General features: G+C 58.9%; 16 protein-coding genes. 4 read left to right on the top strand and 12 right to left on the bottom strand.

Translation table 11 applies throughout. The annotated features are described in order from the left end of the window. Positions 1-16 precede the first annotated feature (16 nt). From AAGR08_RS12460 to AAGR08_RS12475, 4 genes are all read right to left on the bottom strand, one after another. A complete protein-coding gene (locus tag AAGR08_RS12460) occupies positions 17-937 on the bottom strand; it encodes an efflux RND transporter periplasmic adaptor subunit (RefSeq protein WP_345827009.1) in 921 nt (306 codons plus the stop codon). Then, the gene (locus AAGR08_RS12465; protein WP_097094448.1) at positions 930-1124 is read right to left on the bottom strand and encodes a DUF1656 domain-containing protein; all 195 of its coding nucleotides are present in this window, start codon (positions 1122-1124) and stop codon (positions 930-932) included. Before AAGR08_RS12465 ends, AAGR08_RS12460 begins: the two co-directional genes overlap by 8 nt. After that, the gene (locus tag AAGR08_RS12470) at positions 1114-2997 is read right to left on the bottom strand and encodes an FUSC family protein (protein ID WP_345827010.1); all 1884 of its coding nucleotides are present in this window, start codon (positions 2995-2997) and stop codon (positions 1114-1116) included. The genes AAGR08_RS12465 and AAGR08_RS12470 overlap by 11 nt, the downstream gene beginning before the upstream one ends. Before the next feature lie 110 nt (positions 2998-3107). After that, positions 3108-4013, bottom strand: a complete 906-nt coding sequence (locus AAGR08_RS12475; RefSeq protein ID WP_345827011.1) for a LysR family transcriptional regulator — start codon at positions 4011-4013, stop codon at positions 3108-3110. Positions 4014-4164: 151 nt separating this feature from the next. Here AAGR08_RS12475 and AAGR08_RS12480 point away from each other — a divergent pair, with 151 nt between their 5' ends. Then, entirely contained in the window at positions 4165-4800 is a 636-nt protein-coding gene (locus AAGR08_RS12480) for a flavin reductase family protein (RefSeq protein ID WP_097094451.1), read from the top strand. 87 nt (positions 4801-4887) lie between these two features. Here AAGR08_RS12480 and hutH (AAGR08_RS12485) read toward each other — a convergent pair whose 3' ends face one another. The 7 genes from hutH (AAGR08_RS12485) to hutI form a co-directional block, all read right to left on the bottom strand. Beyond that, a complete protein-coding gene (hutH, locus tag AAGR08_RS12485) occupies positions 4888-6369 on the bottom strand; it encodes a histidine ammonia-lyase (RefSeq protein WP_345827012.1) in 1482 nt (493 codons plus the stop codon). After that, the gene (locus AAGR08_RS12490) at positions 6366-7160 is read right to left on the bottom strand and encodes an ATP-binding cassette domain-containing protein (protein ID WP_097094453.1); all 795 of its coding nucleotides are present in this window, start codon (positions 7158-7160) and stop codon (positions 6366-6368) included. The genes hutH (AAGR08_RS12485) and AAGR08_RS12490 overlap by 4 nt, the downstream gene beginning before the upstream one ends. A 1-nt stretch (position 7161) precedes the next feature. Next, positions 7162-7890: an ABC transporter permease subunit gene (locus tag AAGR08_RS12495; RefSeq protein WP_097094454.1), complete on the bottom strand. Its 729-nt coding sequence runs from the start codon at positions 7888-7890 to the stop codon at positions 7162-7164. An 11-nt stretch (positions 7891-7901) separates the two neighbouring features. Further along, positions 7902-8621 carry an ABC transporter permease subunit gene (locus AAGR08_RS12500; protein ID WP_345827013.1) on the bottom strand — a complete coding sequence of 240 codons (720 nt, stop codon included), beginning with the start codon at positions 8619-8621 and terminating at the stop codon, positions 7902-7904. A 12-nt stretch (positions 8622-8633) separates the two neighbouring features. Next, positions 8634-9485: a transporter substrate-binding domain-containing protein gene (locus tag AAGR08_RS12505; RefSeq protein ID WP_097094456.1), complete on the bottom strand. Its 852-nt coding sequence runs from the start codon at positions 9483-9485 to the stop codon at positions 8634-8636. Positions 9486-9862: 377 nt separating this feature from the next. Continuing rightward, positions 9863-10654, bottom strand: a complete 792-nt coding sequence (gene hutG / locus AAGR08_RS12510; protein WP_345827014.1) for an N-formylglutamate deformylase — start codon at positions 10652-10654, stop codon at positions 9863-9865. Further along, positions 10651-11868: an imidazolonepropionase gene (gene hutI, locus AAGR08_RS12515; RefSeq protein ID WP_345827015.1), complete on the bottom strand. Its 1218-nt coding sequence runs from the start codon at positions 11866-11868 to the stop codon at positions 10651-10653. Before hutI ends, hutG begins: the two co-directional genes overlap by 4 nt. Before the next feature lie 85 nt (positions 11869-11953). On the opposite strand from hutI, the gene AAGR08_RS12520 reads away from it, so the two are divergent. Further along, positions 11954-13309: a formimidoylglutamate deiminase gene (locus AAGR08_RS12520; protein ID WP_345827016.1), complete on the top strand. Its 1356-nt coding sequence runs from the start codon at positions 11954-11956 to the stop codon at positions 13307-13309. Further along, the gene (locus AAGR08_RS12525) at positions 13306-13845 is read left to right on the top strand and encodes a HutD family protein (RefSeq protein ID WP_345827017.1); all 540 of its coding nucleotides are present in this window, start codon (positions 13306-13308) and stop codon (positions 13843-13845) included. Before AAGR08_RS12520 ends, AAGR08_RS12525 begins: the two co-directional genes overlap by 4 nt. Here the strand turns inward: AAGR08_RS12525 and hutC are convergent. Further along, entirely contained in the window at positions 13829-14584 is a 756-nt protein-coding gene (gene hutC, locus AAGR08_RS12530) for a histidine utilization repressor (protein ID WP_097094461.1), read from the bottom strand. The two genes, AAGR08_RS12525 and hutC, sit on opposite strands and share 17 nt — an antisense overlap. Before the next feature lie 319 nt (positions 14585-14903). Here hutC and hutH (AAGR08_RS12535) point away from each other — a divergent pair, with 319 nt between their 5' ends. Continuing rightward, positions 14904-16457, top strand: a complete 1554-nt coding sequence (gene hutH / locus AAGR08_RS12535) for a histidine ammonia-lyase (protein WP_345827018.1) — start codon at positions 14904-14906, stop codon at positions 16455-16457. Positions 16458-16463 lie beyond the last annotated feature (6 nt).

The raw sequence follows: 16463 nt of genomic DNA on the forward strand, positions 1-16463 counted from the left end.
AACCTCCTGAGAAGGATTAAAGCCATTTCGCCAGCAGCGTTGTCAGACGCCCGTGCGCGGGCGTTTCACCCGCCACCGCAATGCTGCAACTCATGCCAGCCGTGAGTAATTTATCTTTCGGTAACGCATCCAGTTCGATACGCACCGGAATGCGCTGCGCCAGGCGAATCCAGCTGAAGGTGGCCTCTACGCCGGGCAAGCCCTGCGCATCAACCTGCTGATTGGTGTCACTGATGCCACGCCCAAAGCTGGCAACGTGGCCGTTGAGCGTTTGGCTATCGCCCATCAGATGAACATCAACGCGGTCGCCAATTCGGATGGCATGTAATTTGGTTTCTTCGAAGTAGCCGGTGATCCAGAAGCTATGTGCATCCACCAGCGCCACCTCCGGCGTACCGGCCACCGCGTAATCACCCGCCTGCAAGCGCAAATGCGTCACGTAGCCATCCACCGGCGCCCGCACCGTAGATCGCTGTAAATTCAGCTGCGCGAGGGCCAGCGCCGCACTCGCCTGCTGCTGCTGCGCCTCCGCTACCTGCAACGCTTCGCGTGCGCGCTGGACCTCCTCGGCCGCCAGTAATGCAGCCATCTGTCGCCGCCGCTGCGCCTCATCGCGTTTTTGTTGCAACGTGGCATTGGCCTCCCTGAGCTGGGCTTCCGCCTGCGCCAGCGCCAGCTGAAAGCGCAGCGGATCAATCACAAACAGCGTGGTGCCGCGCGCGACAAACTGGTTATCCGCTACCGGCACCGCCTGCACCGTGCCAGAGATCTCCGGGGCGATACGAATCACCTGCGCACTGACGCGACCATCACGTGTCCAGGGCGCCAGCACGTAGGCGCGCCATAACACCATCGCCAGCCAGAGTGCGGCCGCCACCACGGCCAACGTCATTAAGACCTTAAGGGAAGACTTCCATGAGAATGTTGAATCAGACATAGAGAATGAACACCGCCAGTAAGAGAAACGACAAAGCAAATTCGAACAGCGCCGGATGCCAGACCCAACGCAGCACACCACAACGCAACAGCAGCGCGCGTGCTGCAAGGAACAGCGGGAACGTGGCACAGAGATAGATAAAGAAAGGCGGCAGATAGATGCCCGCAATCGACACCTCACTTAACATGCGATCCCCCTATCTGCTGCGGCGAGAAGTAGTCGGCATGCTGCTGTAAAACATGGGCGATGGCGGTTAAACAGGCCGCCGAGGCGGCATCTTCCCGCAGGATGCGTGCCGTGCGTTGGGCATGTTTTGCCGCCTGGCGCGGGTTGCCAACGCGCCGTGCGATGCGCTGTTGAGCGCGAACCATTTGCGCCTGCCATTGAGAATTCAGCGTCAGGGCGCGTAGGCGCAGGATTTCACGCCCTAATTGCAGGCTGGCTAATCCCTGCTGCAATACGCGATCGTGCTCTTCTGGGTGCGTGCGCAGCAGTGCGCCAAGTTGCGCCAATCGATGCTGCTGTTGCTGCTGCCAGCGCAGCGGCCTGGCGGGCTTTCCTGCCAGCAGTGCAAGGCTACTGAGCCGAATCCGCGCCTGCAGTCTCTGCACATGCCGCGCCGGGTTGCGGGGCATTAACTGAAAGGCCAGCAGCGTCAAGGCCGTGCCCGTCAGCCACGCCAGCGACCAATTGAGAAGTTGGGAAATGTCATACACCATCGGATTGCTGGCCGCAGTTAAGGTGTTGAATCCCACCAGATACGCCAGTCCGCTCAATAGATGCTGTGGAAAACTGGTGGCATAAATGCCCGGCAGCCAGAACAGACTCAATACCAGTAACAACAGCGGCAAACCATTAATCAGCGGCAGCACCACAAAGGCGCAGATCAATGCCATTGGCAGCGCATAGAAGGTTCCACGCAGAAACTGGCGCGCACCCGCGGCGGGATGAGGAGATGTAGAGAGCAGCGCACAATAAGGCGCAATGATCAGCAGCATGATGTCCCCGGCTGGCCAGCCGCTGCCAAGCCACAGAGATGATGCCGCTAGCAAGGTTACAAAAGCGCGTAATCCATTGCGCCGCGCACCGCTCCAGTCACGATGAAAACTCGGTGCAACCAGGCGGGGCGAAGAAGAGGTATACGGCAGATAGCTGAGCACCTGCACCACGCGTTGCATGGCGATGATATGAGACTGATGAGATTGCGCTTCATCGGCACGCGCCTCCTGCAGCAGATGTCGTGCCGCCGCTAATCCCGCCCGGCCCTGCGCGAGCGCAGCGGCGACATCCTGCCAAACTGTCTGTTGCGAGTGTTGGCAAGACGCCACCATTTCAGCCAACGCATCCATCGCCTGTTGGATCGCGCGCGTATGCTGCGCCAGCGTGACGGACTCGTGACGTGCCGCCGCCAGCAAATCATCAACGCTGTAGATTTCTGTCATCAGCCGATGTTGCGCCGTAGCGGGCCCTTGGGCGGCCAGCAGCGCGGCGGTTTGTTGCGTTAACCGCAGGAGTAAAGCATCAAGTTTGCTGCTGAGCGTGCGCCGACTGAACAGCGCCGTCACCAAACCCAGCGACATCACGCCGATCGCGACGGTCGAGGCGCGCCCCACCGCATGTTCAAAGGCCAGTTCGGGATGCTGCATGGCACCAAGCGTTGCCAGCCCAATGGTGTATCCGGCCACCGCCGCGCCTGAGGCGCGAAAGTGACGCAGCACGCTCATCGCCAGTACGCAGATGCCGAGCCACAGGCTTTCTGTCAGGACGAATAGCCAGGGAAGCTGAGCGAAAGCGGCCATCAGCGCCAGCGCCACCACCATGCCGGCGAGCGTGCCGATCAAACGCCATTTTCCCTTACCCAATACCGCCCCCTGAACGGGGTTCAATACCAGTAATACGGTGGTCGCCGCGGAATACGGCATATCCAGTTCCAGCGCGTAGGCCACCACCAGCGCGAGATTGGCGGCCAGCAAGGCGCGCAATACATAGGTCGCGCGCGGCGTCGTGAAATCGCATTGCGACACGAGCCGGTGGATAGATGAGAGAATACGGGACTGCATGGATGATCCTCAACCGTGAAAGTTGGGCTCACTGTAGGGAAAGGAATCCATGCGTAAAAGTGACGATTATTAAATTGATGAGTGCGTTAAACGCACGGGTTAATCACTCTTCAGCTGTCGTTGCTGCATAACTGGCGGAGGGTCTGACGCAACCAGCGATGCGCCGCATCCTGCTGAAAGCGTGGATGCCAGGCTTGCGTCAGCAGCACGGTCTCTAGCGGCACCGGAAGCTCAAACATGCGCACCCGCATTCCGGCGGTAATGGCACTGCGCGCCAGATGTTCCGGTAGCGGCAGCAGCAGATCCGAATCCTGCAGCGCAAAAATCGCGCTATAGGGTGTTGCTACAATTAGCGAGACCTGACGCTGCAACCCCTGCTGCTCCAGCGCACTATCAATCGGCCCGCTGGCTTTACCACGCCGGGAAATGCTGATATGTCCCCAGCGCGTCAGCTGTTCGGGGGAAATATCGCTGGCGAAAATGGGATGGTCGTTACGCGCCAAGCCGACAAAACGTGTGGTAAACAGCGGCTGTACGCGAATCTCTGGCCCCAGTTGACGAGCGGCGCTGATAAACAGATCGACACGGCCACTGCGCAGTAATTCAACATCCACATCATCCTCTTCCGGAGCGAAATGCAGCAGCGCATGCGGCATCTCCTGCGCCATCGCCTCTAATACGCGACCAGAATAAAAGCCGGTGAAGGTGTCATTGGCGCGCACATTAAAGCGGCGCTCGAGCTCCGCCAAAGGCGCATCCTCCCCTTGCGTCAGTACCTGCGTCGCCTGTTCAACTGCCGCGCGCACCTGCTCACGCAGCGCCAGCGCGCGCGGTGTCGGTACCATTTTGCGCCCTGCCTGAACAAAAATCGGATCGCCCAACGTCTCGCGAATTCGGCCGAGCGTGCGGCTCATGGCGGGTGCGCTAAGATGCATGCGCCGGGCAGCCGCCGCCACGCTGCCCTCTTCCAGCAGGATATCTAGCGCAATTAATAGATTTAAATCCGGATGTTTCATTATCGCTCCCTGCCCTCACAAAAAGGCCATACTAGCCGCATTACGCTTGGGTAAACAACGGGGAGCAATGCGTGCGCTGTATGCAACTGCTGGCTATGGCGGCAGAAGCTAACCCGCTAAGATAAAACATTGATCATCATCGGGAGCAGAAATGACACGCCAACGTTACTCTTATCAGCCACGCGCTGGACACGGTTTGCCGCACGATCCGCTGAATGCCATCGTCGGTCCACGCCCCATTGGCTGGGTCAGCTCACAGAGCGCCAGCGGTACGCGCAATCTGGCGCCGTACAGCTTCTTTAACTGCTTCAATTACCATCCGCCGATTATCGGTTTTGCCAGCAGCGGCTGGAAAGACAGCGTACAAAATATCTCAGAGACCAAAGAGTTTGTCTGGAACCTGGCAACGCGCCCGCTGGCTGAAGCAATGAACGAGAGTTCCGCCTCGGTGGCTGCGGATCAGGATGAGTTCGCGCTGGCGGGATTAACGCCGCTTGCGGCGTCACACGTGAATGTCAGCATGGTGGCGGAAAGCCCGGTAAATTTTGAGTGTAAATTGACACAGCTGATTCAGCTGCAGGATGCGCAGGGTAACCCGATTGATAGCTGGCTGGTGCTGGGAGAAGCCGTCGCCATTCATATTGATGAAGCACTGCTGGAAAATGGCATCTATCAAACTGCCAAAGCGCAACCGATCCTGCGTGCCGGTGGCCCGTCGGCCTATTACGGCATCAGTGAAGCGCTGCGCTTTGATTTGGTGCGCCCGGACGCCCGCCGCTCCTCGTAAGCCCGGTCGCCATCAATGGCGACCCTACGATGGGCTCATGCGGTTTGTAGGGTCGCCATTCATGGCGACCGCCTTAAAAACCACGCGTTACAACCCGTTTTTCAACACCGCTACCGCGCGCGCGATCTCCGGTGCCAGCCAGCGATCTTCCTGCCAGTTAGCGACCACCGCGCGCAGGCGGCGTAATGCCTGCGCCGTACCCTGCGCCAGCTGCGCTTCACCGTGGAAATCCAGCGCCTGCGCCGCCAGCAGATACTCAATCGCCAGAATCTGCCACACATTGCCCACCAGCTTCAGCAGCTTCAGCGCCGCGCCGGTACCGAGACTGAGATGATCTTCCTGCAAACCGGAGGTGACATAGTTATCCAGCACCGCCGGTTGCGCTAGCTGACGGTTCTCCGCACACAGCGACGCCGCCACATACTGCGCAATCATCATGCCGGAGTTGACGCCCGGCTGCGCCACCAGAAACGCCGGTAAGCCGCTAACCAAAGGATTGACCAGGCGATCGAGGCGACGCTCGGCGATACTGCCCACTTCCGCCATCGCAATCGCCAGCAGATCCGCCGCCATCGCCACCGATTCACCGTGAGGATTAGCCTGCGACACCACGCGCCACGCATCCGGCGTGCCGAGCACCAGCGGATTGTCGGTGCAGGCATTGAGTTCGGTAGCAATCTGGCGCGCGGCGTGATCGAACTGATCGCGGCTGGCGCCGTGTACCTGCGGCATGGAACGCAGGCTCAGCGCATCCTGGGTGCGAATACCCACGCTTGCCGCCAGCAGCGGGCTGTCGCTGAGCAGCTGGCGCAAGCGCTGGCCGCTCAGCTGCATACCCGGACTGGCTTTCAGCGCAATCACTTCGGCATCAAAGGCCACCAGCTGTCCGCGCAACGCCTCAAAACTCATCGCGCCGGTCACGTCCGCCCAATCAAGTAGACGCGCCGCATCATCCAGCGCAAGGCAGGATAAACCGGTCATGCACGGCGTACCGTTGACCAGGCTCAATCCCTCTTTGGCGCCAGGACGATAGGGCGTTAGCCCTGCTGTTGCCAACGCCTGCGCGGCAGGCATAATCTGGCCCTGATACTCCACGTCACCCACACCAATCAGCGCCAGGCCAATATGTGCCATGTGGCTGAGATAACCGACCGATCCCTGCGACGGCACCTGCGGCGTAATCTGCTGATTCAGCAGCGCCAGCAGATGCTGCACCAGCGCTACCGACACGCCAGATTTGCCATGGCTGTAGTTGGCAATCGCCGCGCACAGAATGGCGCGCGCCTGTTCACGCGTTAGCAGCGGGCCCACGCCACACGCATGGCTCAGCAACGTATTGCGTGAAAGCTGGCTGAGCTGGTCTTCCGGCAGCGTGATGTTGCACAGTGCGCCCAATCCGGTATTGATGCCGTAAGCGATGTGGCCGCTCGCCACAATCTCATCAACAATAGCGCGCCCTTGCGCGATGCGCTGCCAGGCGCTGACGCTCAGACCGAGTTCCGCATCGTGCCGCGCCACCTGCACCAGTTCTTGCCACGTTAAGGGGCCATCGCCCCACACCACGGTCATGCTTGCGGCTCCGCGCCATGATGGCTGGAGATAAACTGCTTGAAGCGCTGCGATCCCTGTTCACCAAACATCTCTTCCGGCGCGCCCTGGCAATCAATGGTGCCCTGATGCATAAACACCACGCGGTTAGAGACATTACGCGCAAAGCCCATTTCGTGGGTCACCACCAGCATAGTGCGCCCCTCTTCTGCCAGGCTGCGCATCACTTTCAGCACTTCGCCTACCAGTTCAGGATCGAGTGCAGAAGTCGGTTCATCGAACAACATCACTTCCGGATCCATCGCCAGCGCGCGGGCAATCGCCACACGCTGCTGCTGGCCGCCGGAGAGCTGCGCCGGGTAGAAATCTTTGCGATTCAGCAAACCCACGCGGTCCAGCAGCTGCTCCGCTTGTGCGATGCAGCTTTTCTTATCGCGTTTCAGAACAAAGTGCGGGCCTTCAATGACGTTTTGCAGCACCGTCATGTGCGACCACAGGTTAAAACTCTGGAATACCATGCCAAGGCGCGAGCGCAGACGCTCAATCTGTTTGGGATTCGCCGCCAGGCGGTGCCCACGCGCATGGTGTTTCATCTCAATGGTTTCACCACCGACGCTCACCACACCGGCATCCGGTGTTTCCAGCAGGTTGATGCAGCGCAGCAAGGTACTTTTGCCCGAGCCGCTGGCACCGAGAATCGAGATGACATCGCCTTTATGGGCCTGCAGCGAAATGCCTTTCAGAACTTCCATCGCGCCAAAAGATTTATGGATATCGGTGGCGGATAAGGTAACGGGTGATGTGTGGTGCATATTACTCTCCGGCAAGCGGTTTAACGGCGGGCAACGGCTTTTTTGCGGCACGATGTTGCGCACTCAGACGGCGCTCTAACAGCGCGTACAGCTGGACGATAATAAAGTTAAGAATCAGGTAAATAGCCGCGGCGCAGATAAACACTTCCATGGTGCGATAGGTGCGCTGAATAATCTGCTGTGCGACGCCAGTGACGTCCCAAACGGTAACGAGGCTGGCTAACGCGGTGGATTTCACCAGCAGAATCGCCTCGGTGGAGTAAGCCGGCAGCGCATAGCGCAGCATGATCGGTGCGATGATGCGGCGCAGCAGCAGCCAGCGCGACATGCCGCAGGCCAGCCCGGCTTCCACCTGTCCGGCAGGCACTGCCAGCAGCGCCCCGCGCAGAATTTCCGCGGTATAGGCCGCCGTACACAGCGACAACGCCAGCACCGCGCAGGTGAACGGCTCACGCAGGAACGGCCAGACAAAGCTATGGCGAATCACACCAAATTGGCCGAGACCGTAATAGATCAGAAACAGTTGGATCATCAGCGGCGAGCCGCGAAACACTAAAATGTAGCCGCGCGCAAAGCCGCTCAGCACCCGCCAGCGACTCATGCGCAGCGACAAAATGCCAATCGCCAAAATGCCGCCGCAGAGAAAGGCGCTGATAAACAGGCCGAGCGTCACCGGCAGCGCCGCACTGAGCTTGAGAAAGGTGTCGGAGAGAAAGGCGAAATCGATCATGCTGCTGCTCCTTAATGCTGTGCCGCAGTGCGACTTTGCCACGCACGACCCAGGCGCGATTCCGCCCGACGGAACGCATGATTAGACACTAATGTCAGCACCAGATAGCAGGCAGCGCCGACCAGATAAAAGGTGAAGTAATCGCGCGTGGATCCGGCCGCGACCTGGCTGGCGCGCATCAACTCAACGATGCCGGTCACCGATACCAGCGCTGAATCTTTCAGGCTCATCTGCCACACATTCGACATGCCCGGCAGCGCATAGCGCACCACCTGCGGCAGCAGAATGCGCTGCGCAATACGCCAACGCGGCATACCAATCGCCACGGCCGCCTCTACTTCACCTTTGGCCAGCGCCAAACGTGCCGCGCGATACACTTCCCCCTGATATGAACCGGAGATGAGCCCAATCGCTAGCGCACCAATTAGAAAAGGTGGCGCTTCAATGAAGCCATCCGCGCCGAACATCTGTCCCACCAGCGTAATCAGGCCCGATCCGCCAAAATAGAACAGATAGATCACCAGCAGTTCCGGGATGCCACGAAACACCACCGAATAGCCTTCACCCAACCAGCGCAGCCAGCGCTGAGGCGATAACTTAGCCGCCGCGACCCCGGAACCGACTACCGCACCAATCATCAGCGCCGCCATCGACAGCAGCAGCGTGGTGCAGGCAGCACTCAGGATCAGGCGGCCCCAGCCATCAGCACCAAAACTCAGCAGGCTCATCATCTTTCACCTCACTTACGGGGTTACGTCAGTTTTAAACCACTTCTCGCTGAGCTTTTTGACAGTACCGTCAGCCAGCGCCGCATGAATGGCCTCATCGAGTTTGGCTTTCAAATCGTTATCCGCCATGCGTACGCCCATCGCTTCACCCTCGCCCCAGATTGGGCCGCCGAGCTGTGGACCGCTGAAGATCAGGTTGCTGTTCTCTTTGCGCGCCAGCATCGATTGCGCAAAAGTCACGTCATCAAACACCGCATCGATACGTCCTGATTGCAAATCGAGGATGGCATCCGCGGATGAGGTGTACTCGCGTACGTCGGCATCACCTTTGAAGTACTTATCAATAAACGGCGTGTAGACGGTGCCGGAGGCGATACCGATGGTTTTGCCTTTCAGCGCCGCTTTCAGCGGGGCAATCGCTGCGTTGATCTCTTTTTCATCGTCATGCAGCTTGATGATGTTGTGATCGGCCGGCAGCAGCGGGCTGTCCTTGGTGGTGATAAAGGTGGCGGGCGTTGAAGCATAAGGCGCGGTGAAGTTGACCACTTTTTTACGATCTGGCGTGATGACAATCGCATCCATGATTACGTCATATTTACCGGCATTTAGGCCGGCGATCATGCCGTCCCAGTTCTGCACCACCAGTTTGCATTGCACACCCATGCGCTTGCACAGATCTTCCATCAGCTCAGGTTCAAAACCGCCTAACTTGCCGCCCGGCAGCGTCAGGTTCCAGGGTTCATAGCTGCCTTCGGTAGCGATAGTGATCGATTTCCACTCTTTAGCCTGTGCAGCAACGCCGCTGATCATCAGGCTGGCAAACAGGGTCGTGAGGCAAAAACGGCGAATCTGAGCGCGGTGCGTCATGCGGCTTCTCCTGGTCATTAATCGAATGAGGCGGTCTCTGCTGAAGGTGAATTTGCAGATGACCTTTCATGTATATACAAGTTAGCGTGCGGCAGATCATTGTCGGCATAAGCTTTTTGTGAGCCAGCCACTATAAAAAAACATAATCGCTACGTGGTCTTTACTTGTACATACAACCTAGCAAGCGCTATGCCAAAATAGCAAAGCCGCAAAATCAGGGGGATAATCACGCGATGAACGTAAATAGTGCACCACAAGGAGGCGAGGCGCGCATCACTATGGTGCACGTAGGGTCGCCATTCATGGCGACCGTCTGGATGACGCACAGGGTAAACCGGTCGCCATAAATGGCGACCCTACAGATGTTGGGAGCGTGTTTAAACCGTTTTACCCGCTTCAATAAACGCCTGCAGCAGCGGTTTCAGCACCTTCTGTAGCTGCGCAGCACGATCCTGTTGCCACGCAAACGGCGGCGTCTCATCCATATAATTGAGCTGCGCCAGTTCCAGCTGCACCGCCTGCACGCCCTGCTCGGGTTGACCATAAGCGCGCGTAATATAGCCACCTTTGAAGCGACCGTTAACGATCCAGCTGTAATCCTTCTGTGCATTGCACACGTGTTTAATCGCATCGATCGCCGCGCTGGAGCAGCTGACGCCATCATTAGTCCCGATGTTGAGATCCGGCAAGCGTCCCTCAAACAGGCGCGGAATCACCGAAGCGATGGAGTGCGCATCAAACAATAATGCATAACCGTGCTGCGCTTTCAGGCGCGTCAGCTCTTGCTGCAGCTGCTGGTGATACGGCTGCCAGATCGTGTCCAGATAGCCCTGGCGCGCCTCGGCACTCGGCGTTTTACCGGCGGCAAAGGTTGGCGTGCCGTCGAATAACGTTTCCGGATACAAACCGGTGGTGGCCGTGGCGTAGAGCGGTTGATTGTCCGCCGGCCGATTAAGATCGATGACAAAACGCGAATAGTGGCCAATTAACACGCTGGCGCCGAGATCGCGGACAAAGTCATACAGCAGCGGGATATGCCAGTCAGTGTCCGGTAAACCGCGCGCCACGTCGCTCAATCCGGCCTCCACTTCTGGCGTTAATTGGGTGCCCGCATGCGGAATGCTGACCAGCAGCGGAATCTTACCGGCCGTGAAATGAAAAGATGTCATTGCGCTTCTCCACGATAAATAACCTGGCACGGCAGTTCGCCGCCCAGCCAATAAACCAACTCAGCCGGGCGCGCCAGCGGCCAGTGGACAAAATTCGCCACCTTGCCCACTTCCAGCGAACCGTGCGACTGCTGAAGTCCTAACGCTTTGGCCCCCCACAAGGTCACGCCTGCCAGCGCCTCTTCCGGCGTTAAACCAAACAGCGTGCAGCCCATGTTGAGCATCAGGCGCAGCGATAATGCCGGTGAAGTGCCCGGATTGGCATCGCTGGCCAGCGCCATCGGCACGCCGTGCTGGCGGAAGAGTTCCACCGGCGGGCGCTGGGTTTCACGCAGCAGATAAAACGCGCCCGGCAGCAGTACTGCAACGGTACCGTGCTGCGCCATGGCTTTCGCATCCTCTTCGGTAGCGTATTCGAGGTGGTCGGCGGAGAGCGCGCCGTAACGCGCCGCCAGCGCCGCGCCGCCCAGCGCCGACAACTGTTCAGCATGAAGTTTCACCGGAAAATCCAGTGCCTTAGCTGCATCAAATACCGCGCGGACCTGCTGCGGCGAAAAGGCTAAATGCTCACAAAATGCATCCACCGCATCCGCCAATCCTTCGGCTTTCACCTGCGGTAACAGGCGTTGGCAGATGATATCGATCCAGCCTTGCGGGTTATCTTTAAACTCCGGCGGGAAACCGTGCGCGGCTAAGCAGGTGGCCTGCACATCGGCGGGTACCGTTTCCGCCAGCTCGCGGATGGCACGCAGCATGGTCAGCTCGCTGGCTTCATCAAGACCGTAACCCGATTTGATCTCTACCGTGGTCACGCCTTCCGCCAGCAGCCGATCCAACCGCCAGCGCGCGCTCGCCACCAGCTCTTGCTGCGATGCAGCGCGGGTAGCACGCACCGTGGAGAGAATGCCGCCGCCCTGCGCCGCGATCTCCGCGTAGCTTACGCCATTCAAACGCTGCTCAAACTCCTGGCTGCGATCGCCGCCAAACACCAGATGCGTATGGCAATCCACCAGACCGGGCGTGATGATGCCGCCGCTAAATGCATGCTCTTCGCGTGCAGTAAACGCCGGGCATTCGCTGCGCGGCCCTAGCCAAATCAGTTTCCCCTGATCGACCGCCAGCGCGCCGTCGGCAATCAGATTGTAGTGCCCGTCACGCATCGTAACGATGTCGGCCCCCAGCCACAGGCTGTCGATCTGCTTCGTTTCTGCCATCCCACTCCCCTTCACGTTCGGCGATTTACACTGCGCATCAAAGTATGTATATGTATATACAACTTTCCGCCATGGAGGATCAACCATGACAACTTTTTTTGCCCCCCGCGCGCTGCTGGCCGATGGCTGGCACGAACACGTGCTGATCGCCACCAACGCGACCGGACACATCACTGACCTTACACCCAACAGCGAGCCCGGCACGGCGACGCGCCTGGTTGGATCGGTTATCCCGGCGATGGCCAACCTGCACTCCCACGCCTTCCAGCGTGCGATGGCCGGGCTGGCCGAAGTGGCGGGCGATCCGCAGGATAGCTTCTGGACGTGGCGCGATCTGATGTATCGCATGGTGCAGCGACTGTCGCCAGAGCAGGTCGGTGCTATCGCTACCCATCTCTACATCGATATGCTGAAAGGTGGCTACAGCCAGGTGGCGGAATTCCACTATTTGCACCACGATCCGCTCGGCCAACCCTATGCTGATGATGCGATGCAGCTCGCCCTGATGGCTGCGGCCGACACCGCCGGCATTGGCCAAACGCTGCTGCCGGTGTTGTACAGCTACAGCGGCTTTGGTTCGCAGCCCGCCAGCGACGGCCAGCGCCGTTTTATCCAGCAAACTGCGGCCTACCTGCAACAGCAGCAGCGCGTGGCGAGCTGGAGCGCGGATAAGCCGCTGCTTAATCATGGCATCTGTTTCCATTCGCTGCGCGCGGTGGATGAAGCGCAGATGCACGAGGTGTTAGCCGCCTGCCCGCAGGATGTGCCGGTGCACATCCACGTTGCCGAGCAGGAAAAAGAGGTGAATGACAGCCTGGCGTGGAGCGGCGAACGTCCGGTGGCCTGGCTACTCAATCGCTTCGATGTCGATCAACGCTGGTGTTTGATTCACGCCACCCATCTGGATGACGATGAGATTGAGCGCATGGCGGCGAGTGGCGCAGTGGCAGGTTTATGCCCAACCACCGAGGCCAATCTCGGCGACGGCATTTTCCCGGCGGTGGAGTACATCGCACGCGGTGGCCGCTGGGGCATTGGTTCCGACAGCCATGTATCGCTTAGCGCGCTGGAGGAATTACGCTGGCTGGAGTACGGCCAACGGCTACGCGATCGTCGGCGCAACCGCATTACGTTGCCGAACCAGCCGTCGGTGGGCGATCTGCTGTGGCAGCAAGCCGCGCAGGGTGGCGCGCAGGCGTGCGGCGTGCAGGCTGGCGAATTAGCCATCGGCAAACGTGCCGACTGGCTGGTGCTGGCAGAAGATGCGTTTCTCGGCAGCGTTAGCAGCGCTTCGCTGCTGAATCGCTGGCTGTTTGGTGGGCAACGCGAGCAGATTCGCGACGTGTTTGTGGCGGGCAAGCAGGTCATTCATCAAGGCCATCATGCGGCAGAACACCAGGCGGCAGCGCACTTTGCCGAAGCGATGAGGGCGTTACAATGAGAACGCGCTTTGCCTATGACCAGCTACCGGTGAGCCGCTGGCGCAACGGCGGCGGTGAGACGCGTGAAATTATCAGCTATCCGCCGGGCGAAGCGCAGTTTGAGTGGCGCGCCAGCATCGCGACCATTTCCGCCGACGGCCCCTTTTCCCCCTTCCCCGGCATTGATCGCGTGATTACCCTGCTGCACGGCGACAGCGTCTTGCTGGAAAGTGCCCACCTTCAGCAGCGGTTACAGCCGCTGCAGCCGTGGGCATTCCCCGGTGAATGGGCGATTGACGCCAAAATTAGCGGCAGCTGTCAGGACTTCAATATTATGACGCGGCGCGGCAGCTGGCGCTCTGCGGTCAACCTTGCGCAAACAGCGGTTAGCGGTGAAAACGGTGTGGCGTGGGTGGTAGCGGGCTCATGGCAAACGCCAGCCGGGGAAACGCTGGCAGTGAATCAGGGGATTTGGTGGCTGGATGAAAAGCTACAGCTGGCACCGCAAACGCATGATGCCAGGCTGCTGTTCGTGGCGCTTACCCGTGGCCTCTAAACCGTCCCAGCAACTTATAGCGCGAGCCCGGATAAAGCAGACGCGCGTAAGTCACAATCTTGTTATCGCTCCACGTCTGACGGCGAATCAGCAGGCAGGGTTCGTGCTCATCCAGCGCCAGATGCTTACGCTGGCGCAGATCCGGCAATACGGCTTCCACAATATGTTCACCCGCCGTCAGCGGCGCCACGCGCATCAAATAGGTATAGGGCGTCAGCTGATGGTAATCCTGGCTAAGATAATCCGGCGCCACCAGCGGGTTTACCAAACGGTCTTCCAGCTGTACCGGCAGATCGTTTTCGTAATGCACGATCAGCGAGTGGAATAGCGTTTGTCCGGTAGACAAGCCCAGCACCGCCGCCTGTTCCGGATCGGCCTTCATCTGCCCAATCGACAAAATCTGGCAGCTGTGCTGATGCCCACGTTGGGCAATTTCATCGGCGATGTTGTGCACTTCCAGCATCGCGGTGTAGCCCTTCATCTCCGCGACAAAGGTGCCAACTCCCTGCATGCGCACCAGAAAACCTTCGCTGGTTAACTCACGCAACGCGCGATTAATGGTCATACGGCTTACGCCTAGCTCATTGACCAGCTCACTTTCAGAGGGCACACGCTGGTTGGCTTTCCAGTGACCTTCACGGATCTGGCTAACGATCGCCTGCTTCACCCGCTGGTAAATTGGCGCGGGTTCATCCCCCATCGCCGCAGCCAGCTGTGCTACTGCCGTTTGCTCCGCCATTTCCTGTTCCTTTTTCCAATAATGTCTAAAGTTTACTGTCTCAGGGCGTAAATGTATATACATCCAATAGTGCAGCGCGCCCAGCGCTGGTGCAGCTTTCGATCCAGTTTGGTGCAGCCGGTTTACCGTTTCGCCTGTTAACGCGCATTGCGGCACATTTCACAGAATACGATCAATCTGGCATAGCGCTTGCTACTTGTATAGACAAGATTAGACACTTATGCTTCACTCATCGCAATCCACGGCAAATTGGTCAGCTACATCGCAAAGTATCGGCGTCCAATACCTGCCAGCACACTTGTATAGACAGGAGTAGACTATGTCAGGTTCGGTTCAGGAAATTCGCCTCATTCCCGGTGAAGTGGACCTCGCGACCTTGCGCAGTATTTATCAGAGCAAGGTGACGCTTACATTGGCAGATGAAGCGCGTGCGGCCATCGACCGTGCCCATGAAACCGTTGATGCCATTGTGGCATCCGGCAACGTGGTGTACGGCATTAATACCGGTTTTGGCAAGCTGGCACAGACGCAGATTCCTTCGGCGCGGCTGGCGGAGCTGCAGCGTAATCTGGTGCTGTCGCACAGCGTTGGCCTGGGTGATTTGTTGCCGGATAATGTCGCACGCCTGGTGGTAGCGACCAAAATTATCAGCCTGGCGCGCGGCCATTCTGGCGTGCGCATCGAACTGATCGAAGCACTGCTGGCGCTATTCAACGCGGGTGTGATGCCCTGCATTCCGGAGAAAGGATCGGTCGGCGCGTCCGGCGATCTGGCGCCGTTGGCACACCTTTCACTGATGCTGCTGGGCGAAGGCCAGGTGCGGGTTAATGGTGAATTGATCCCCGCCACCGAAGGTTTGGCGCGCGTTGGCTTACAGCCAATTGTGCTGGGGCCTAAAGAGGGCCTGGCGCTGCTAAACGGCACCCAGGTCTCGACTGCGCTGGCGCTGCGCGGTCTGTTTGAAGCAGAAAACCTGTTCGCAGCGGGCTTGATGGCCGGTGCGCTATCGCTGGAAGCGATCAAGGGCTCAGTAAAACCGTTTGATGCGCGGATTCATGAAGCACGCGGTCAGGTGGGACAGATCAACGTCGCCGCCGCCATCTCTTCTTTATTATCCGGCAGTGAAATTCTCAGCTCACACACCCACTGTGGTCGCGTGCAGGATCCCTACTCGATTCGCTGCGTACCGCAAGTGATGGGCGCCTGCCTGGATAACCTGACGCACGCTGCACGGGTATTGCAGATTGAAGCCAACGCCGCCTCCGATAATCCGCTGGTGTTCAGTGACAGCGGCGATGTGATTTCCGGCGGTAACTTCCACGCCGAACCGGTGGCCTTTGCCGCCGATATTCTGGCACTGGCGATTGCCGAGATTGGTGCCATTTCTGAGCGTCGCCTGGCGCTGCTGTTGGATACCGGTCTTTCAGGCCTGCCGCCGTTCCTCGTACACGATGGCGGTGTCAACTCCGGCTTTATGATTGCCCAGGTGACGGCGGCGGCGCTGGCTTCCGAAAACAAATCGCTGGCGCATCCGGGCAGCGTTGACAGCCTGCCCACCTCGGCGAACCAGGAAGATCACGTCTCCATGGCGACCTACGCGGCACGCCGCCTCGGCAGCATGTGCTTCAACACCGCAGCCGTGGTGGGCATTGAAGCGATGGCTGCCGCACAAGGTATTGATTTCCATCGCCCGCTGCAGAGTTCGCCGACGCTGGAACAGGAGATGAGCCGCATCCGTGAAAAAGTGGCCTTCCTCGATCACGACCGTTTACTGGCGCCGGATATTGAATCTATGCGCCTGTGGGCCAGCGATTCTGTCTGGCCACAATCCCTTACCGCGCTGCTGCCAAGTCAGCGTAAGACTGTTAATTAAGGAATC

This window comes from Pantoea sp. BRR-3P (assembly GCF_039621635.1).
GTDB classification, from domain to species: domain Bacteria; phylum Pseudomonadota; class Gammaproteobacteria; order Enterobacterales; family Enterobacteriaceae; genus Pantoea; species Pantoea floridensis.

Coding starts and splice junctions, on each gene's coding strand:
- AAGR08_RS12460 (WP_345827009.1), bottom strand. CDS start 937: ATGTCTGATTCAACATTCTCATGGAAGTCTTCCCTTAAGGTCTTAATG.
- AAGR08_RS12465 (WP_097094448.1), bottom strand. CDS start 1,124: ATGTTAAGTGAGGTGTCGATTGCGGGCATCTATCTGCCGCCTTTCTTT.
- AAGR08_RS12470 (WP_345827010.1), bottom strand. CDS start 2,997: ATGCAGTCCCGTATTCTCTCATCTATCCACCGGCTCGTGTCGCAATGC.
- AAGR08_RS12475 (WP_345827011.1), bottom strand. CDS start 4,013: ATGAAACATCCGGATTTAAATCTATTAATTGCGCTAGATATCCTGCTG.
- AAGR08_RS12480 (WP_097094451.1), top strand. CDS start 4,165: ATGACACGCCAACGTTACTCTTATCAGCCACGCGCTGGACACGGTTTG.
- hutH (WP_345827012.1), bottom strand. CDS start 6,369: ATGACCGTGGTGTGGGGCGATGGCCCCTTAACGTGGCAAGAACTGGTG.
- AAGR08_RS12490 (WP_097094453.1), bottom strand. CDS start 7,160: ATGCACCACACATCACCCGTTACCTTATCCGCCACCGATATCCATAAA.
- AAGR08_RS12495 (WP_097094454.1), bottom strand. CDS start 7,890: ATGATCGATTTCGCCTTTCTCTCCGACACCTTTCTCAAGCTCAGTGCG.
- AAGR08_RS12500 (WP_345827013.1), bottom strand. CDS start 8,621: ATGATGAGCCTGCTGAGTTTTGGTGCTGATGGCTGGGGCCGCCTGATC.
- AAGR08_RS12505 (WP_097094456.1), bottom strand. CDS start 9,485: ATGACGCACCGCGCTCAGATTCGCCGTTTTTGCCTCACGACCCTGTTT.
- hutG (WP_345827014.1), bottom strand. CDS start 10,654: ATGACATCTTTTCATTTCACGGCCGGTAAGATTCCGCTGCTGGTCAGC.
- hutI (WP_345827015.1), bottom strand. CDS start 11,868: ATGGCAGAAACGAAGCAGATCGACAGCCTGTGGCTGGGGGCCGACATC.
- AAGR08_RS12520 (WP_345827016.1), top strand. CDS start 11,954: ATGACAACTTTTTTTGCCCCCCGCGCGCTGCTGGCCGATGGCTGGCAC.
- AAGR08_RS12525 (WP_345827017.1), top strand. CDS start 13,306: ATGAGAACGCGCTTTGCCTATGACCAGCTACCGGTGAGCCGCTGGCGC.
- hutC (WP_097094461.1), bottom strand. CDS start 14,584: ATGGCGGAGCAAACGGCAGTAGCACAGCTGGCTGCGGCGATGGGGGAT.
- hutH (WP_345827018.1), top strand. CDS start 14,904: ATGTCAGGTTCGGTTCAGGAAATTCGCCTCATTCCCGGTGAAGTGGAC.